The 15,329-nt window shown below is 54.4% G+C and carries 10 protein-coding genes; 7 read left to right on the top strand and 3 right to left on the bottom strand.

Annotated features, from left to right (window positions below):
• Positions 1 to 74: 74 nt before the first annotated feature.
• Positions 75 to 1,397, bottom strand: a complete 1,323-nt coding sequence (locus BLT38_RS11960; RefSeq protein ID WP_156785114.1) for a hypothetical protein — start codon at positions 1,395 to 1,397, stop codon at positions 75 to 77.
• 291 nt (positions 1,398 to 1,688) lie between these two features.
• On the opposite strand from BLT38_RS11960, the gene BLT38_RS11965 reads away from it, so the two are divergent.
• The 4 genes from BLT38_RS11965 to BLT38_RS11980 all read left to right on the top strand — a co-directional run bounded on the left by BLT38_RS11965 (position 1,689) and on the right by BLT38_RS11980 (position 8,473).
• Positions 1,689 to 3,194 (top strand): sulfatase-like hydrolase/transferase, encoded by a 1,506-nt coding sequence (locus BLT38_RS11965; protein ID WP_083347064.1) that lies wholly within the window; start codon positions 1,689 to 1,691, stop codon positions 3,192 to 3,194.
• A gap of 59 nt (positions 3,195 to 3,253) precedes the next feature.
• A complete protein-coding gene (locus tag BLT38_RS11970) occupies positions 3,254 to 6,553 on the top strand; it encodes a TonB-dependent receptor (protein ID WP_231966449.1) in 3,300 nt (1,099 codons plus the stop codon).
• A 91-nt stretch (positions 6,554 to 6,644) separates the two neighbouring features.
• On the top strand, positions 6,645 to 7,517 hold the full coding sequence (locus BLT38_RS11975; protein WP_083345383.1) for a peptidylprolyl isomerase: 873 nt from the start codon (positions 6,645 to 6,647) through the stop codon (positions 7,515 to 7,517).
• A complete protein-coding gene (locus tag BLT38_RS11980; RefSeq protein ID WP_083345384.1) occupies positions 7,514 to 8,473 on the top strand; it encodes a formylglycine-generating enzyme family protein in 960 nt (319 codons plus the stop codon). Before BLT38_RS11975 ends, BLT38_RS11980 begins: the two co-directional genes overlap by 4 nt.
• A 90-nt stretch (positions 8,474 to 8,563) precedes the next feature.
• Here BLT38_RS11980 and BLT38_RS11985 read toward each other — a convergent pair whose 3' ends face one another.
• Complete coding sequence (locus BLT38_RS11985) at positions 8,564 to 10,351, bottom strand: capsule assembly Wzi family protein (protein WP_083345385.1); 1,788 nt, start codon at positions 10,349 to 10,351, stop codon at positions 8,564 to 8,566.
• A 278-nt stretch (positions 10,352 to 10,629) separates the two neighbouring features.
• Here BLT38_RS11985 and BLT38_RS11990 point away from each other — a divergent pair, with 278 nt between their 5' ends.
• The 3 genes from BLT38_RS11990 to BLT38_RS12000 all read left to right on the top strand — a co-directional run bounded on the left by BLT38_RS11990 (position 10,630) and on the right by BLT38_RS12000 (position 13,957).
• Entirely contained in the window at positions 10,630 to 11,013 is a 384-nt protein-coding gene (locus BLT38_RS11990) for a BlaI/MecI/CopY family transcriptional regulator (RefSeq protein WP_083347066.1), read from the top strand.
• Positions 11,014 to 11,027: 14 nt separating this feature from the next.
• Positions 11,028 to 13,040 (top strand): M56 family metallopeptidase, encoded by a 2,013-nt coding sequence (locus BLT38_RS11995; protein ID WP_083345386.1) that lies wholly within the window; start codon positions 11,028 to 11,030, stop codon positions 13,038 to 13,040.
• A 134-nt stretch (positions 13,041 to 13,174) separates the two neighbouring features.
• The gene (locus BLT38_RS12000) at positions 13,175 to 13,957 is read left to right on the top strand and encodes a hypothetical protein (protein ID WP_083345387.1); all 783 of its coding nucleotides are present in this window, start codon (positions 13,175 to 13,177) and stop codon (positions 13,955 to 13,957) included.
• Positions 13,958 to 14,380: 423 nt separating this feature from the next.
• Here BLT38_RS12000 and BLT38_RS12005 read toward each other — a convergent pair whose 3' ends face one another.
• Positions 14,381 to 15,079, bottom strand: a complete 699-nt coding sequence (locus BLT38_RS12005) for a response regulator transcription factor (protein WP_083345388.1) — start codon at positions 15,077 to 15,079, stop codon at positions 14,381 to 14,383.
• Between the last annotated feature and the right edge of the window lie 250 nt (positions 15,080 to 15,329).

Raw genomic sequence — 15,329 nt, forward strand, 5'->3', positions numbered from 1 at the left:
TTCCGTGCCTTAAAGCTGGAATTCCAGTCGAGGTGCAGTTGCGTATCGAAGCTCGCAAGGTATCTCGTTCCCGGTTAGTGGACGTGGAAAGCGACTACCTTTGAGTTGCCGACGCCACCGTGAATGAAGTCGCCGCTTAACAGCACCTCAAAGTCGTGGAGACGGCCAGAGCTGTCTGTGGCCTGGCGGAGAATGGGGCCATAGAGCCACTCGCTGGTGAGGAAGTTTACAGCGCCGTACGTGGTCCCCATGGATGTGCCTTCCACGATCAGAACGCGCCCCTGCCCTTGGGAATTGGCTAACAACGCAATATGGGTGAAGTTTTTGAGGTTAGGTTTTACGCGTCGATAGATATAAGACGCCTGCTCTCCGGCCCGGGGAGATTTGTTCTGAATCGTGTACACATCTGAGACGTAGTCGTAGTGAGCGACGAAATCCATCTCCGGCTGATACAGCGTGACCCACGGATCAAAGCTTTCTGGTCCGATGAGAATCAGATTGTTGTCGTGCGTGTCTGCGACGACAACGTCGCGCGCATATCGAATCTCAATATTCTTTTCCAGTTCCGGCGCTCCCATATGTTCGGGTCCGCGAACTAGATCAGCAACGAGTGCTAGGTCAGCCATGGGTGTAACAGATCGCGTGGCCAAAGGAACATCTGTGTGCGACGGAGGGACGCTCGCCTTTGATTCCCTGTCGTAAGTGTGGGTGGCGTACCAGTCCAACGGCACCGACTTCTGCTCCCACACTGTGAACATGTCGAGTGCGGCATCTCCTGGCACAATCAAAGTCTTCCGGTCAGAGGTGAACAGCGCCTGCCAGAGAGCAATTGGCCCTTTCCGCACGACCGGAACGGAAGCGGCACGACGCTGTTGAATGCAGATCACCCCCAGAACCAGAACCGCGAGCCCCAGCAACGCAATGGCGAAGACATATGGTTTTCTGCTTGGAGGTGGTGGCACAGAAACCGACGCGACTGGAGCAGATGGAGGCGGCGAAACCAGAGGAGTAATTGCCGGAGCTTCCGAGACCTTCCTTACCGCCTGCTTTTCTACTGCGGCAATGTAGCCGCCCTTTGGAATATCGATCCGGAATTCGTTCCCTGCCCCTTCAGACGAGTAGTAGAGATCCAATCGCTGACGCAGTTGCCGCACCGTCACGCGGACAATCGTGTCTTCAGAAGAGTTGTAGCCGGGGACGCGTCCGAAGACCTGAATACCGATCTGTTGCTCCGTCAGGTCTCCATGAGAGCCTCGAAGCGAGTGCGTTACTATGAACCCAAGGAGGGAACAGAGGCGCGGAGACTTGGCGAAAGAATGACTGGTTAGGACACGTTCCAGTTCCAGCAATTCTGCCGAACTTTCGGTATTTGCCACAGTCTCAGGCGTTATAGACACGTCATGCTTCTATCACCTTCCTCTTTCCAGTCACAAGTGCAACCCAAGCCTTGTGCGGCCGTGCGCGCAATTTCGCAGCGTATTCCGGCCTTTTGTTGTTGTCGATAATCCTCACAAAATAAAGGAATAGCTGGGATTTCACGTGTGAATCACACGTGAGACACCGTGAATCTCCTGCTAACCCTTGCCAGTGGTATGCGCTGCCCTTCAGGGTTGCACTGTTTCCATACCTCCATGTCCTTTGACCGCCTTCCTGTGAATGACGAAGGCCTTTTCCCTCTTGAGATGACGATGAACAGACGTGAATTTGTTGGCCTTTCCTCTGCCGCTCTTGCCGCCACACAAGCACGAGCCGCTATGGCATCCACACCGCAACCCTCTAACAACCGGCCCAACTTTCTCTTCTTCATTGCGGACGATCTGATGTTCCGCACGATTAACTCCATCAACAACCCCGAGGTCCACACCCCGAACATCGACCGGCTGGTTCGCGATGGCATCCACTTCACGCATTGTTTCCACTCCGGATCATGGACTGGCGCAGTCTGCATCGCCAGCCGGACGATGCTGAACACTGGCCTCTCCCCCTTCAAAGCGCAGAAGGCGCTCGTGGACAACCAGTCGGGGATGATTCCGGTATGGGGTCAGACTCTGCGCAATGCGGGGTACCGAACCTTCCAGACTGGCAAGTGGCACCTGGACGCTGTTTCCCTGCAGCGTTCGTTCAGCGATCTAAAGACGACCGGACCTGGCTATCTGGATTCGACCCACGACCCCAAGGACCCGGCCCACAACATGTACCTGCGGCCTGCTCCTGGCAACGTATGGAGCCCAACGGACCGCTCCTTAAAAGGACATTGGCTGGACAAGCATCTCTGGCTCGATGGTCCTGAGGGTGAGACAAAGCATTCTTCTGAGGTCTATGCAGATTCTGCCATCGACTTCCTGAATGGGCAGCGCGGCAAGCAGGAGAAGCCTTTCTTCATGTACGTGGGCTTCAACGCTCCGCATGATCCTCGACAGGCTCCCGAGGAATACCAGGCGATGTATCCAGTGGAGAAGATCGCGCTTCCGCCGAACTATCTCCCGCAGCACCCCTTTGATCAGGGCGACTTCCATACACGCGACGAACAGCTTGCTCCCTTCCCGCGGACCGAGTTCGACGTGAAGACGCACCGCAAGGAGTACTACGCCATCATCACGCACATGGATGCGCAGATTGGCCGCGTGCTGGATGCGCTGGAAAAGAGCGGACAGGCTAAGAACACCTACGTGATCCTCACCGCAGACCATGGCCTTGCCGTTGGAGAGCACGGTCTGATGGGCAAGCAGAACCAGTACGAGTGCTCCATGCGTATGCCACTCATCATGCGCGGCCCCGGGATCAAGGCCGGAACGCATGTGGACGAGATGGTCTACCAGCACAGCATGTACGCCACCACCTGTGAACTGGCGGGCGTTGCTGTTCCGAAGCATGTGGAGTTCCCCAGCCTGAAACCGATGGTTCTGGGACAGTCCACTGCACCTCTCCACGATGCAATGTTCGGCTGGTTGAATGTCATCCAGCGTTCCATCCGCACGAAGAAGCACAAGCTGATCTTCTACGTGCCCATCAAGCGCTATCAACTCTTCGATCTTGAGAACGATCCCTGGGAGATGCACGACCTCATCAACGATCCGCAATACGCGTCGGTGAAGACGGACATGATCGCGAAGCTCAAGGCCGAACAAAAACGGTTGGGCGACCCGCTGGACATTGATGCGCCGCCAGCCGTGAAAACCGGCAATTCGTACTAAGCCGGAACGAACCACAGCAACACCATTTCAGGAGGCCACGGCCCTAGTCGTGGATAAAAATGACATACCGATTAAGACACCTTCTTGCCTACACGCCACTCCCGGCTCTGTTTCTCTCAGCCACGATGCTGCATGCGCAGAACTCCACTGGCGCTATCAGCATCACCGTGTTCGACGCGGGTGGCGCCGCTGTGCCAAATGCTCAGGTAGTGGTCACGGGGACGGACACAGGCGTGCAACTACGTACGCTCACCACAAATGATCACGGTATTGCAGAAGTACCGCTGGTCCCGCCGGGCAACTACAACGTCAGCATCACTGCGTCCGGCTTCAAGACCTACCAACAGCAATCGGTCAACGTGCAGGTGGGCGCCACCGTCACGTTGCGTCCTGCACTGGAACTTGGTGCAGCCAGCGACGCCGTCACTGTGACCGCACAGGCGCCACTGATTGAAGATAAATCTCAGACCGTGCAACAGGTCATCGAAAACAAGGAACTCACCGACATTCCTTTGAACGGCCGTAACTATATCCAGGCCGCCAACTTCATTCCCGGTGTTGTGCCACAGAACTCAGGTCGCGATAACTCCTTCGTTGCGTACGGCAATGACGGCTTGCAGAACTCGTTCCTACTCGATGGCGCGCGCAACGTGAACTACATCCGAGGTCTGGACAACGGTCAACGAGACATGGTGCGACCGCCTCTCGATGCATTGCAGGAATTCACCGTGCAGACATCGAACTACTCTGCAGAATTTGGCGCCGGTGCAGGCGCAATTCTTAACGCTATTACCAAAAGCGGAAGTAATAAGTGGCATGGATCTGCTTACGACTTCATTCGTAACAAGGTGCTGGATGCCCGCCCCTATAACTTCACCACCACTCCGGTAAACAAACAGCAGTTGGTTCAGAACCAATACGGCGGCAGCTTCGGTGGACGCATCATTCGGGACAAGGTCTTCTTTTTTGGTGCCTATGAGGGCCGTCATACTAAGTCGTCGTCACAGAACAACGGCGCTGTACCCACGGCACTGGAGCGTTCGGGCGACTTCTCGCAATCGAAGTACATCATCTATGACCCGACGACCACTCGCTTGGTGAACGGTTCGTATGTGCGTACGCCCTTTGCAGGAAACAAGATTCCTACCTCCCAGCTGAACTCCATTGGACAGCAGCTTGCCGCTCTGTATCCATTGCCTAATGCCACGAGCGCTACTGATCCATACACCCACTACTACACGTCGTTTATTCCGAGCAAGACTGACGTGAAGAACGGCATTGGACGTGTGGACTACACCATCAGCAGCAAAGACAGTATCTTTGCCCGCTACGGCGAAACGCTGAGCAATGCGTTCACAGGTGTTGGTCTCCCCGGTGCACAGGACCCTGGCAACAGCCGTGTGGATTCCAAGGGCCTTGGCGCTGGATACACACGCATCATCACGCAATCTCTTTTAAACGAGCTGCGCTTCTCCTGGACCTCACTCGCAGATGATGGATTGGGTACTATTGCACGCAAAGAATTCATCCCTGGCTTGCTCGATCCAAACCTTACGGAAGGCTGGCCAACGTTCGCTGTCACCAGTCTTGGCACCATTGGTTCCGAAGCAGTTGGAAACTCGCCGCTGCACAAGACCTCTGGCGTGTGGGACTGGGCAGACAATGTCTCTTGGTCGCACGGTAAGCACCTAACCAAGTTCGGTGGCGAAATGATGTGGATTCGTCCGAATACGCAAGCTGCATCCAACGGACGCGGTGGCCTTGGCTTCACGGGTGCATTTACCCAATCTCCCACAGCACGTTCCACGAGCGGTTACGGCGTGGCCGATCTGCTGCTGGGCTATGCCAACAGTGTCAACACGGGCACCGTTCTGAAAAGCGAAGAGCGTGGCTGGTACTACGGCGGTTATGCCAATGACCAATGGACCATTTCACCTAACCTGACCATCAACTACGGCGCTCGTTATGAAATCTTCATGCCGTTCTACGATGTGAACAACGGCGAAGCGAACTTCATCACCGATCCAGATAGCCCGCTATATCTCCAATACATCAAGGCAGGCATCGACAAGCGCTTGCCCCGCGCACTGGTCTACGCGGACAAGAACAACATTGCGCCGCGCGTCGGCTTTGCCTATCGTGTTCCCAATGTAAAAGACATGACGCTGCGTGGTTCGTTCGGCATGTTCTACTCGCAGGATCAGGGTCTGGGTATCACAAGCCGCTTATCCACGAACCCGCCTTATAACAACTACGGAGCCATCTCGCAGAACAGCGATCAGCTCAACACCAGCACGTCGTTCCAGCTATCGCCAAACCAATCCATTCCGCGCTCTCCGGCAGTCGATCCAGCAACTTTTACTCTTGACCCGACCTATACCGGCACCATCACCAGTTGGGTAGAACACATGCAGTACGGTTATGTGTCGCAGTGGAGTTTGTCTGCGCAGAAGCAGCTTCCTTGGGGCTTGCTTGCGGAAGTGAATTACGTGGGCAACCATGGCGTTCATCTGCTGGGCCGCTCAAACTTGAATCAGCCCAAGGTGTTGAACAGCACGTCCGTCGCATCGCGACGTCCGTTCCTTGGCTACACCGCAGCCGCAACGCTTAACCAGATTGGCGATTGGAATGCCTCTCAATATGAAGGCCTCTCCGCCAAGGTGGAGAAACGCTTCGCACAGGGTGTCCAGTTCCGTAACTCCATCACTTATGGTCGTACCTTCAGTTTGCTCAGCCAGGCGTTGGACGTTAACGACAATTCAACCGCAGGCGACACGTTACAGGATGCGTACAACCATGCAATCAATTGGGGTCCTGCGGATTTCGACATCCCGTTCCGCGAAGTATTGACTGGCATGTTTGCCGCTCCCAGTGGCAGCCACGCCATATTCAACAGCCGGATCGCATCGGCCGTCCTTGGTGGGTGGGCTGCATCTCCCGTGTGGGTGTGGCAGTCTGGTCAGCCGCTCACGCCAACGACCAGCTCTGATAATGCCAACTCCGGCGCCACAAACCGTCCGAACCAACTATGCTCCGCGGTACACACAGCGCCCAACACCAGGCAGCAGTGGTTCAACACAAGCTGCTTTGGCACGAATGCTCTGTACACCTACGGCAACGCGGGTAAGGGATCCATCCGGTCACCAGGACAAAATCGCGTGGATCTGAGCCTGCAACGTAACTTTGGCGTTCCTAAGTGGGAAGGTGCAAACCTGAACTTCCGAATTGAAGGGTTCAATGTTCTGAACCATCGCATGTGGGGCAGCCCCAATACCACGCTTGGAAACACGCAGTTTGGCCAGATCACCAGCGCACAGGCTATGCGTACCGTACAGATTGCGGGACGTATCACCTTCTAGTTCAATCCACCCCAAAGGGCACAGCCTCGTGCTGTGCCCTTTTCCTTTTGGACAACACACAGCAAAACAATACGAGAAGTACACTGTTGGCATGGCAGTTCGCGTAAATGGAGAGATCATCAGCGACGAGCGATTTCATCGCGAATTCGTCGAGATTTCCGGTGGCCGCACGCCGCAGCAGGTGCAAGAACAAGCTCCCATGGAGTACCACCGCCTACTTCAGACGGCAGAGCGCAACACACTTCGCGCGATCCTGTTGCATCAGCTTGCAGTTTCAGAAGGGATAACTGCCACCGATGAAGAAGCGGGAGAGGAACGTCGCTCTACGTGGGGCAGTGCTGCGAATCAGTCATGCGGTATCGGCATCACCACCGACATGATGTCGCGCCTGATGGTGAAAAAAGCAGAGCAGTATCTAACGCGGCATGTGCAACGTCCTGACCGTCGCGAAGTGGAGTCTGTCTATCGCAATAACTCAGCCGCGTTCACACTTCCAGAGCGCTGGCTGGTTTCCCAGATCGTTCAGATCGCAGAGACAGAGACAGAACGTGCTAAAGCAATGGACGTTTTGACACAGGCTGAAAGCGAACTCAAACGTGGCAAGTCATTCGCTGCTGTTGCGGATCGCTATTCCGATTGCAAAGGCAACGGAGGTTCGCTTGGATGGGTTAGCCGGGGCATGATGGTTCCTGAATTCGAAGCAAAAGTCTTCACACTGGAACGTCGCAAACTCAGCGACATTTTTGAATCGACATTCGGTCTTCATCTCGCCATGGTGCACGATTGGAAACCCGCAGGCGTGCAGCCGTTGGATGAAATCAGACCCGATCTTGCGCGACACATTTTTGAAGAGCGCAAACAGGTGTTACTGAACCAAATCACAGAAGACCTAATGCGTCGCGCAGAGATTGAAATGCTGCCAGAACCCGAACGCAGTATCGCTGCCGGAGAGAAAGTGCAATGAAGAAGAATCCGTCTCCCTGCTGCGTTCCCAGCAAACAACACGCAGACGTATGGCAAGCTTCGCAGCAGGACTCCTCCACACGTACACGCGCTGTAACCGGTAGCACCGACGAAATGATCCTGCTGCCTGGTGGACCGTTTCTCATGGGTTCCGAATCAGCAGACACTTTTCCGAATGATGGCGAAGGCCCAGTACGACGAGTGACCATCGATCCTTTCTGGATGGATCAGTATTCCGTCCGTAATCGCGACTTCATGAAGTTTGTGCAGGAGACCCAATACGTCACCGAAGCAGAACGCATTGGATGGTCTTTTGTCTTTGCAGGTGACCTCCCCGAAGAATCCACTGGCACACAGTCGGTTCATGGAACGGAATGGTGGCGCGTTGTCGAAGGCGCTACCTGGCTCCATCCGGAAGGTCCTGGATCGAACGTTGCCAACCGAACGGACCATCCAGTCGTACAGGTTTCATGGAATGATGCGGTGGCCTATGCCACCTGGGCAGGCAAGCGTCTTCCAACGGAAGCCGAATGGGAGTTCGCCGCACGCGGTGGTCTTGAGCAGCACACCTACCCTTGGGGCAATGAGCTCACTCCTAACGGAAAGCATCTTTGCAACATCTGGCAGGGAGTGTTCCCTGTCTCAAACACAGCAGAGGATGGTTATAGTTCAACCTGTCCTGTGGACGCATTTCCACCAAACGGTTACGGCCTGTTCGGGATCACAGGCAACACGTGGGAGTGGATCTCAGATTGGTTTCATCCCACCTATCATCAGCTAGCAACTCGCCACAATCCGACTGGACCGCCACAAGGGGCCGCACGCATGCTCAAAGGCGGTTCCTATCTTTGCCACCGCTCGTACTGCAATCGTTACCGCGTCGCAGCTCGCAGTTCCAACACGCCGGATAGCGCGACAACGAACATCGGCTTTCGTTGCGTCCGTGACGTGGCTTAGCGATCTAGCCATCACACAAACAAATGCGCTGGGATATATCCTCCAGCGCATTTGTTTGTGCTCTTGCTAAGGTCGTTCCCAAGTACGTTCTTATTTCTCTTTTCCAATCCTGCGCAACACTGAGTTCTGCGGCGTCCACATAACTTGTATCCAACCACTGCCATTGTGTTGTGGTGTCGGTTGCAGCACCGGAAGCAACCACCGCTCGTATTGGACAAAGGCTTTCACGGACCACTCTTTGCCGATTCCTGCAGTCACATTGCCAAAGACGTCAGAGATCGTGCTCCCACCCGGCAGCATGTTCCCGCCCTTCGTTTGGCGGAATCCCCCACCGAATGTTGTGTTCGCCGATTTCCAATACGTTACCCGACCTTCGATTGCCCTCGCATCACGGCCAACCGCGTTCCCCAGCATAAAACCTTTGTTCGTATTCCCATCCCGGTACTGATTGTTGAGGAAATTGCGAACTCGTCCTTCGTCCTGACTCAACTCTTCAGAGCTGGCCATTTCTACCCGAAGATCTGTATGGGGAATCAAAGGCAAACGAGGAAAGTAAACTCCGGGAGCCCAAACCGCACGCCTCGGCGCGTTGAGCGGACTCACGTCGTCATCAGCATAGGAGTCACTGTAAAGGGTGACGTATTTCCGCAGTCCAGGAACGTGCAGCCGGAAATCAAATCCAGCTTTGCGATCTCCCGGATCGCTTCGATCTCCATACGCAAAATTAGTGCCAGTAGAAGCATGGCTCGTGAGATTACGCCAAAGGCTTCCGATCGTCATGGGGTGTCCGACACCCCACAAAATCGACCACCGAGTGAAGCCTAATTCCAGCGTGTCAAAGAAAGTGAACTCGGCCTTCTGTCCGTTGTAATAAGGCCGCGCCGGGAAATGGTGGCCGGATAGCTTTCCGAAATTGAGATCGAAGCGATACGTCACATGTCCTTCGGTGAATGGAACCGGATGCGGACGTGTGGACAACAGCCTCAGGTTATAAGTGGGCTCTGCATTGATTGAAAAGGACAGAGGCCCCATTGTTGTGGGTCCCCAATAGATCACTTGCTTTCCAAAAGAGAGCTGGTTTCCGGCAAACGCCACTCCGGCATACAACTCGATCGGCCGCTGGCGCACACCTGCCGTTGTGTTCGGAGTTATAGGAGCATAGCCGGGAACGCTAGAAGACTCGTCCAGATAGGTGATCAAACTAGAAAGTTGTGGCGTCGTACCTTGAATCGTTGGGTATTGCTGCAACTCCTGCCGATCATAAAAAAAGAAGCGACCGCGGTTCGCGCGCACGGAATAGCCAAGAATAGCGCTGTTACCGCGCCCAAGCGGCCTTCCGTAGTCGTTCCACCATGTCTGGCCAAAATGGTAACCATCCGTCAACGCCGGCCCTGCAATGGTTCCTTCACGAAAGTAAATAGATTCAACGGCCGCTTCCGGACTACCCGACGAAATATTGAACTCCCGCAAAAGATCGGAAAGCAGACGTTCAGCTTCACCGTCCGCATGTCCCGCGACTTCGCCTTTCAAATAATTGTCGCGTGCTTCGATTAGCTGGCGCAGGCATTCCTTACGCGTCCATGGGCGAATCGACACGCTCTGTGAACCGATGAATCCAAGGTTGGCGAGACGTTCCAGTGCCGGATATACCCAACTATCCATCGGAACGTTCACCGAACCAAAATGATCGGTCTTTGAGGAATCCTCATCGCTAGAGGAAGGGGTAGTTGCGATCTTGCTGTCTTGCTGCCCGAAGGCGCAGACCGCCGGTGCCATGATGAGCCCCAGACTGAAAAGCCCTACGGCTCGCCGTATGACTGCCTTCTGAGGAAGAAATCCCGTTCCATTGCGCGTCTTGTTCAAGCTCACGTCTTCCATGCGACGCTCGCGTGCAGCGCGCCGTTACTGGTCTTCGATAAGTTTAGCCACCGGTAAATCCGGGTTAGGCACGGAGGAAAGTTTTTGGAACTGTTCGAGCGTTTCGCTCTCGCTATATTTTATCGGCATTGCGGACTCGCAGACGAAAAACATACTCCGTCACAAAACGACTTCTACGCCCCTTCATCCCATGCAATCAAAAGATTTAGACCCTCCGACTTCTATCGTACGAAGATTTTCGTTGACATCTACGAAGACCTTCGGATATGTTCCTTTCCATGAAGATTACGAAGCAAATACCAAAGCCGACAGAGGGTGAGCTCGAACTCCTGACCATCCTGTGGGACCGAGGCGAAGCAACCGTCCGCGACGTGTTCGAGGCCGTGAATGAACGCCGCCCTGTGGTGTACACGGGCGTGCAAAAACTCATGCAGATCATGCTGGACAAAGGTCTGGTGGAACGCGATGCCACGGAACGCGCTCACGTTTATCGTGCCGCCATCGCAAAGGGAGATACGGAGCGTCGCTTTATGCGCGAGTTGAGCGACCGCTTCTTCGCAGGTTCAGCAGCACAGTTGGCGCTGCGTGCGTTGGAGATGGAACCTGCCAGCGAAGAGGATCTCCGCGAGATCCGCAGACTCATAGCAACAAAGCTGTCCTGAAAGGAGCCGAGAGGATGAGCGCTTATCTTGGGGTACACACCGGAGAAGTAGTTGCACTGGGATGGACGCTGCTGCACTTCTGTTGGCAGAGTGCAGGGATAGCGTTGTTGTACGCGTTGGTGGATCGATGCACGCGGAATGCGTCTGCCTCAGTCCGGAACGGCATTGCTGTGACCGCGCTCGCGCTCATGCCGCTTGCTGCTATCGCAACCTTCGTGGAACAGGAACGGCTTGTGGTTCCGGTACAGCACACCGTGCAACCGTCCACACAGGTCGAGCAACAACTCCCCGTGATTGCATCGCGCCTGGGCACTATGCACACGGCGATTCTGAATGAGGTTCCCTCGGCCGCACCAATAGTCAGTGGAGGTGAACTCTGGATCGCAGAACACGCCGGCGTTCTGTTGCCCTGCATGGATGTCCTGTGGCTTCTGGGCGTCTTGTTACTGACAGTGAGAGCTGCGGGCGGATGGTGGCAGTTACGCGGTTTGAAATTGCGAGCAAGCGCTGCTGTACCACCGGAAATTCAGATCGCGTTTGAGCGATTGAAGCGTCGATATGAGCTAAGCCGTGGCGTTCTACTGCGCATGTCTGATGAAGTGATCTCTCCCATGGTGTTTGGTGTGTGGCGCACCGTTGTTCTTGTGCCGATGAGTGCAGTCGCACAGTTGACTCCTGAGCAGATGGAAGCAGTGTTGGCGCATGAACTGGCCCATGTGCGGCGTTGGGATTACCTGGTCAACCTGATGCAAACGGTGACAGAGTGTCTGTTCTTCTTCCATCCAGCAGTGTGGTGGATTAGCCATCGCGTTAGAGATTTTCGCGAAGTGTGTTGCGACGAAGCAGCAACACAAACCTGCGCAGATCCTGCGATCTATGCAGCAGCTCTGCTGCAGATGGAAGAACAGCGCTTCCGCCAGCCGCAACTGGCGATGGCCCTGAACGGCAATGGTGGAACGCTTTTGCAACGAGTACGACAAGTTATGGGAGAGAAAGCAATGGAGCAAAGACAGATGAGCGGAATTCGAATGATGACGGCAGGCCTGGCGCTGGTTGGACTGTATGCGGTACCTCACGTAGCGCACAGCATGAAGATGGAAATAACACCCAAGCCCGCGGTTGCCCCGTTAGCAGAAGTCGCTCCACGCGTAACCGCACAACCAACACCGGAAGTTGTTATCGCGGTGAAACCGAAGGTTGACGTTGCAACAGTTCAATCGACGAACATTGACATTGCCGATGCAAATCCAGAGCTCAACCCTGCACCTGCTCCACGTGCAGTCAATGAGAGCTCCTCGCAAGAAGTGAAGCAGAACGGCATGCAGTATCTCGACGGCATGAAAGCAGCCGGCTATCCGTTGGATCTCAATAACGATCTCGATGAAATCATCCGTCTTCGGTCAATTGGTGTAACACCCGAATATGCGAGTGCCATGTCGCAGGCTGGCATGGGCAAACCCACACTAAAAGAATTGACCACGCTGAAAGCTGTCGGTGTGACACCGGACTATGTGAAGTCGCTGAAGTCTTCCTCTTCTGCGCCAGCGAACTTTCGCGACGTGATTTCGTTCAAGACTCTCGGTGTAACGCCGGAATATGCACAGCAAATGGAGTCGTTAGGACTTGGTAAACCAACCATGCATGACCTCACCAGCATGAAGGCTGTTGGCGTCACTCCTGAATACGCTGCCGGATTGAAGAGCGCCGGTTTCACACCGAAAGACTTCCATGAACTGGTCAGCATGCGCGCTGTGGGCGTTACTCCGGAATATGCGAGTGCCATGGCTGCTGCGGGCTTCTCCGCGAACTCTTCACATGACCTGGTCAGCATGAAAGCACAGGGCATGACACCGGAGTATGCGAAGTGGCTGAAAGCAAACTTCCCTAACGCAGACCTGCACGCCATGCGCCAGGCAATCACATTCCACATTGACGAAAAATTCGTCGCCGATGCCAAGGCCCATGGCTTCAACGGGACTGACCTGGATAAGTTGACGAAGCTGAAGATGTCGGGCTTGCTGAACTAAAGTTCAGCAGCACCGAGCAAACACCCAAGACATTGCAAACGGTTTGTCGTTGCGGCACAACCGCGGCAACGACGGAGCCATGCCGCTTCCGGCGTGCACGACAGAGCACGCTCTAAGAACAAAGGAGACACCTGATGAAACGTACGTGGATCGCGTTGATAATGATCGCCACTTCAGCACCATGCATTGCGCAAACCATGTCGGGAGTCTGCATGATCTCAGAAGGGCTGCACAAAGATGGAGCGCCGGTAGCCAGAGTCATGCTTTCGGAAAACAATTGTGCAACTGACGGCCGCAACTGCATGGAGATGTCGAATACATCTACAGAGTGGCGTCAATGGACTGGCGTCTCCCCGGAGATACTGCATCGCGACACCTCAACAATAGATGCAAAGCTCGTCGGCGATGCAGGCTCGCTCACTTGTAACGGCGTGGTGCATGATGGCATTCTCTCTGGCCGTTTCGGCTTCGATGCGAATCCTGCCTTCGTTACGGACATGGCTGCACTTGGCTTTGATGGCATTCTCCCGCGTAAACAGTTAAGCATGCTCATGCTGGACATCACTCCCGCCTGGGCGAAGCAGATACAATCGCTCGGCATCACCGAACTCAATACCAACCGACTGCAAGGGCTACGCGCATTGCACGTAGATGCGGACTACATCCACGCGATGGCTGCCGCCGGCTATCCCGAATTGCGTGCGGGCAAATTAACGGAGATGAAAGCCGTCGGGGTCACGCCGGAGAAGGTGCAAGAGGCAAAGTCACTCGGCTTTCAACCTTCAGAGCAAGATCTGATTCAGATGGCTGTATTCAAAATCGATCGGCCCTTCGTGGAGCGTATGCGCGCGCGTGGGCTGACAGACCTCACGCTCAAGAAGCTAATCCAGATCAAGATCTTCAAGCTGGACGACTAGAACCTGAGACCGCCTATAAGGAGCGCACCAATGACACACAAGATGCTGTTTGCGGTACTTCTAAGCCAAGGAGTTTGCTCGCTGGCTGTGGCAGCGCCCGCCGATTCTGTTGCGCACAATGTAAGACCAACGGACCTCGCCGCCAGACCAGAACGGACGCCAATTCAGAATATGCAAGGACTACACCTAATGATTCGCGGTGGAACATCGCAGTGGGCCTTTCAATTTGTGTGTGTCGACGCTCACTGTGAGTTTCGTCACACACACGCATCGCATCATGGGGAAGCACCAGAGCACATTGACTTGTCCGTTCGACTCACATGCTCGACAGGATGCACCAGCCGTCAGAATCCATCGCTCCAGTCAGCTTCCCTCTCCAAGAAAGACGGACATTAATCCATCCATAGATTCTTATCGGTGAGATCACTCTGTTGGAACCACAAACCTATATCCGAAGTAGTTTTCAGTAAGCAGATACCTCGGGTCTGCAGGATCATCTTCAATCTTGCGGCGTAATTGACTTATGTAAGTTCGTAGATACTCTCTCTCATCACCAAACTCTGCCCCCCAAACTTCTACAAGAAGCCTGTGATGTGCAATGGGGTTTCCCGTACTTTTCATAAGGGCCAAGAGCAACTCAAACTCTTTTGGAGTGAGGTGAATCTCTACACCTCTGCGCATCAGCCGATGTGCGAGCGGGTCAATTTTCAGATCGCCAACCTCTATGATCTGGTTTGGATCTTCATCGCTTTGCCGCATCCTGCGAATCCCAGCTCGGATGCGCGCAGCCAACTCAGGCAATAGAAACGGTTTCGTCACATAGTCGTCCGCGCCAGCATCCAGAGCCGATACCTTATCTTCAACGTGATCTCTTACAGTGAGAACGATGATCGGTAGACGAGGATAGGCTGCTCGTATCTTCTTGCATGCAGCAATACCACCCATGCCAGGCATGTTGAGATCCAACAAAACCAATTCCATCTTGTGGTTTCGTAGTTCTGCGAGACCAAGTTCACCGGATTGCGCCTCAAACGTTTCGAAGCCCAATACCCTCAACATGGTTGAGAGGCTATGGCGAAGAGCAGTGTCATCCTCAACGATCAGAATCGTCCCCTGATTCATAACAATTCGCCCCGTCGAAGATGAACACGCATCCTTCCGAAGCCCATGTCGTGCGAAACCCGAAGCTCCATCGCAATTACAGACTACAGATGAGCGCATAAAGAAGTTGTAAGAAACGTTAGTAAGTGTTGCTCGGATAAAAGCGAGTGAAGTAGCGGAAATCTTTACGAAGATCCCGCACAATCCTTATGGGTTCCTGATGGGTCGCCACATAGCATCGCCCATGGTGCACGTGGATATCGCAAGTGCG

The organism is Terriglobus roseus (assembly GCF_900102185.1).
Lineage (GTDB): Bacteria > Acidobacteriota > Terriglobia > Terriglobales > Acidobacteriaceae > Terriglobus > Terriglobus roseus_A.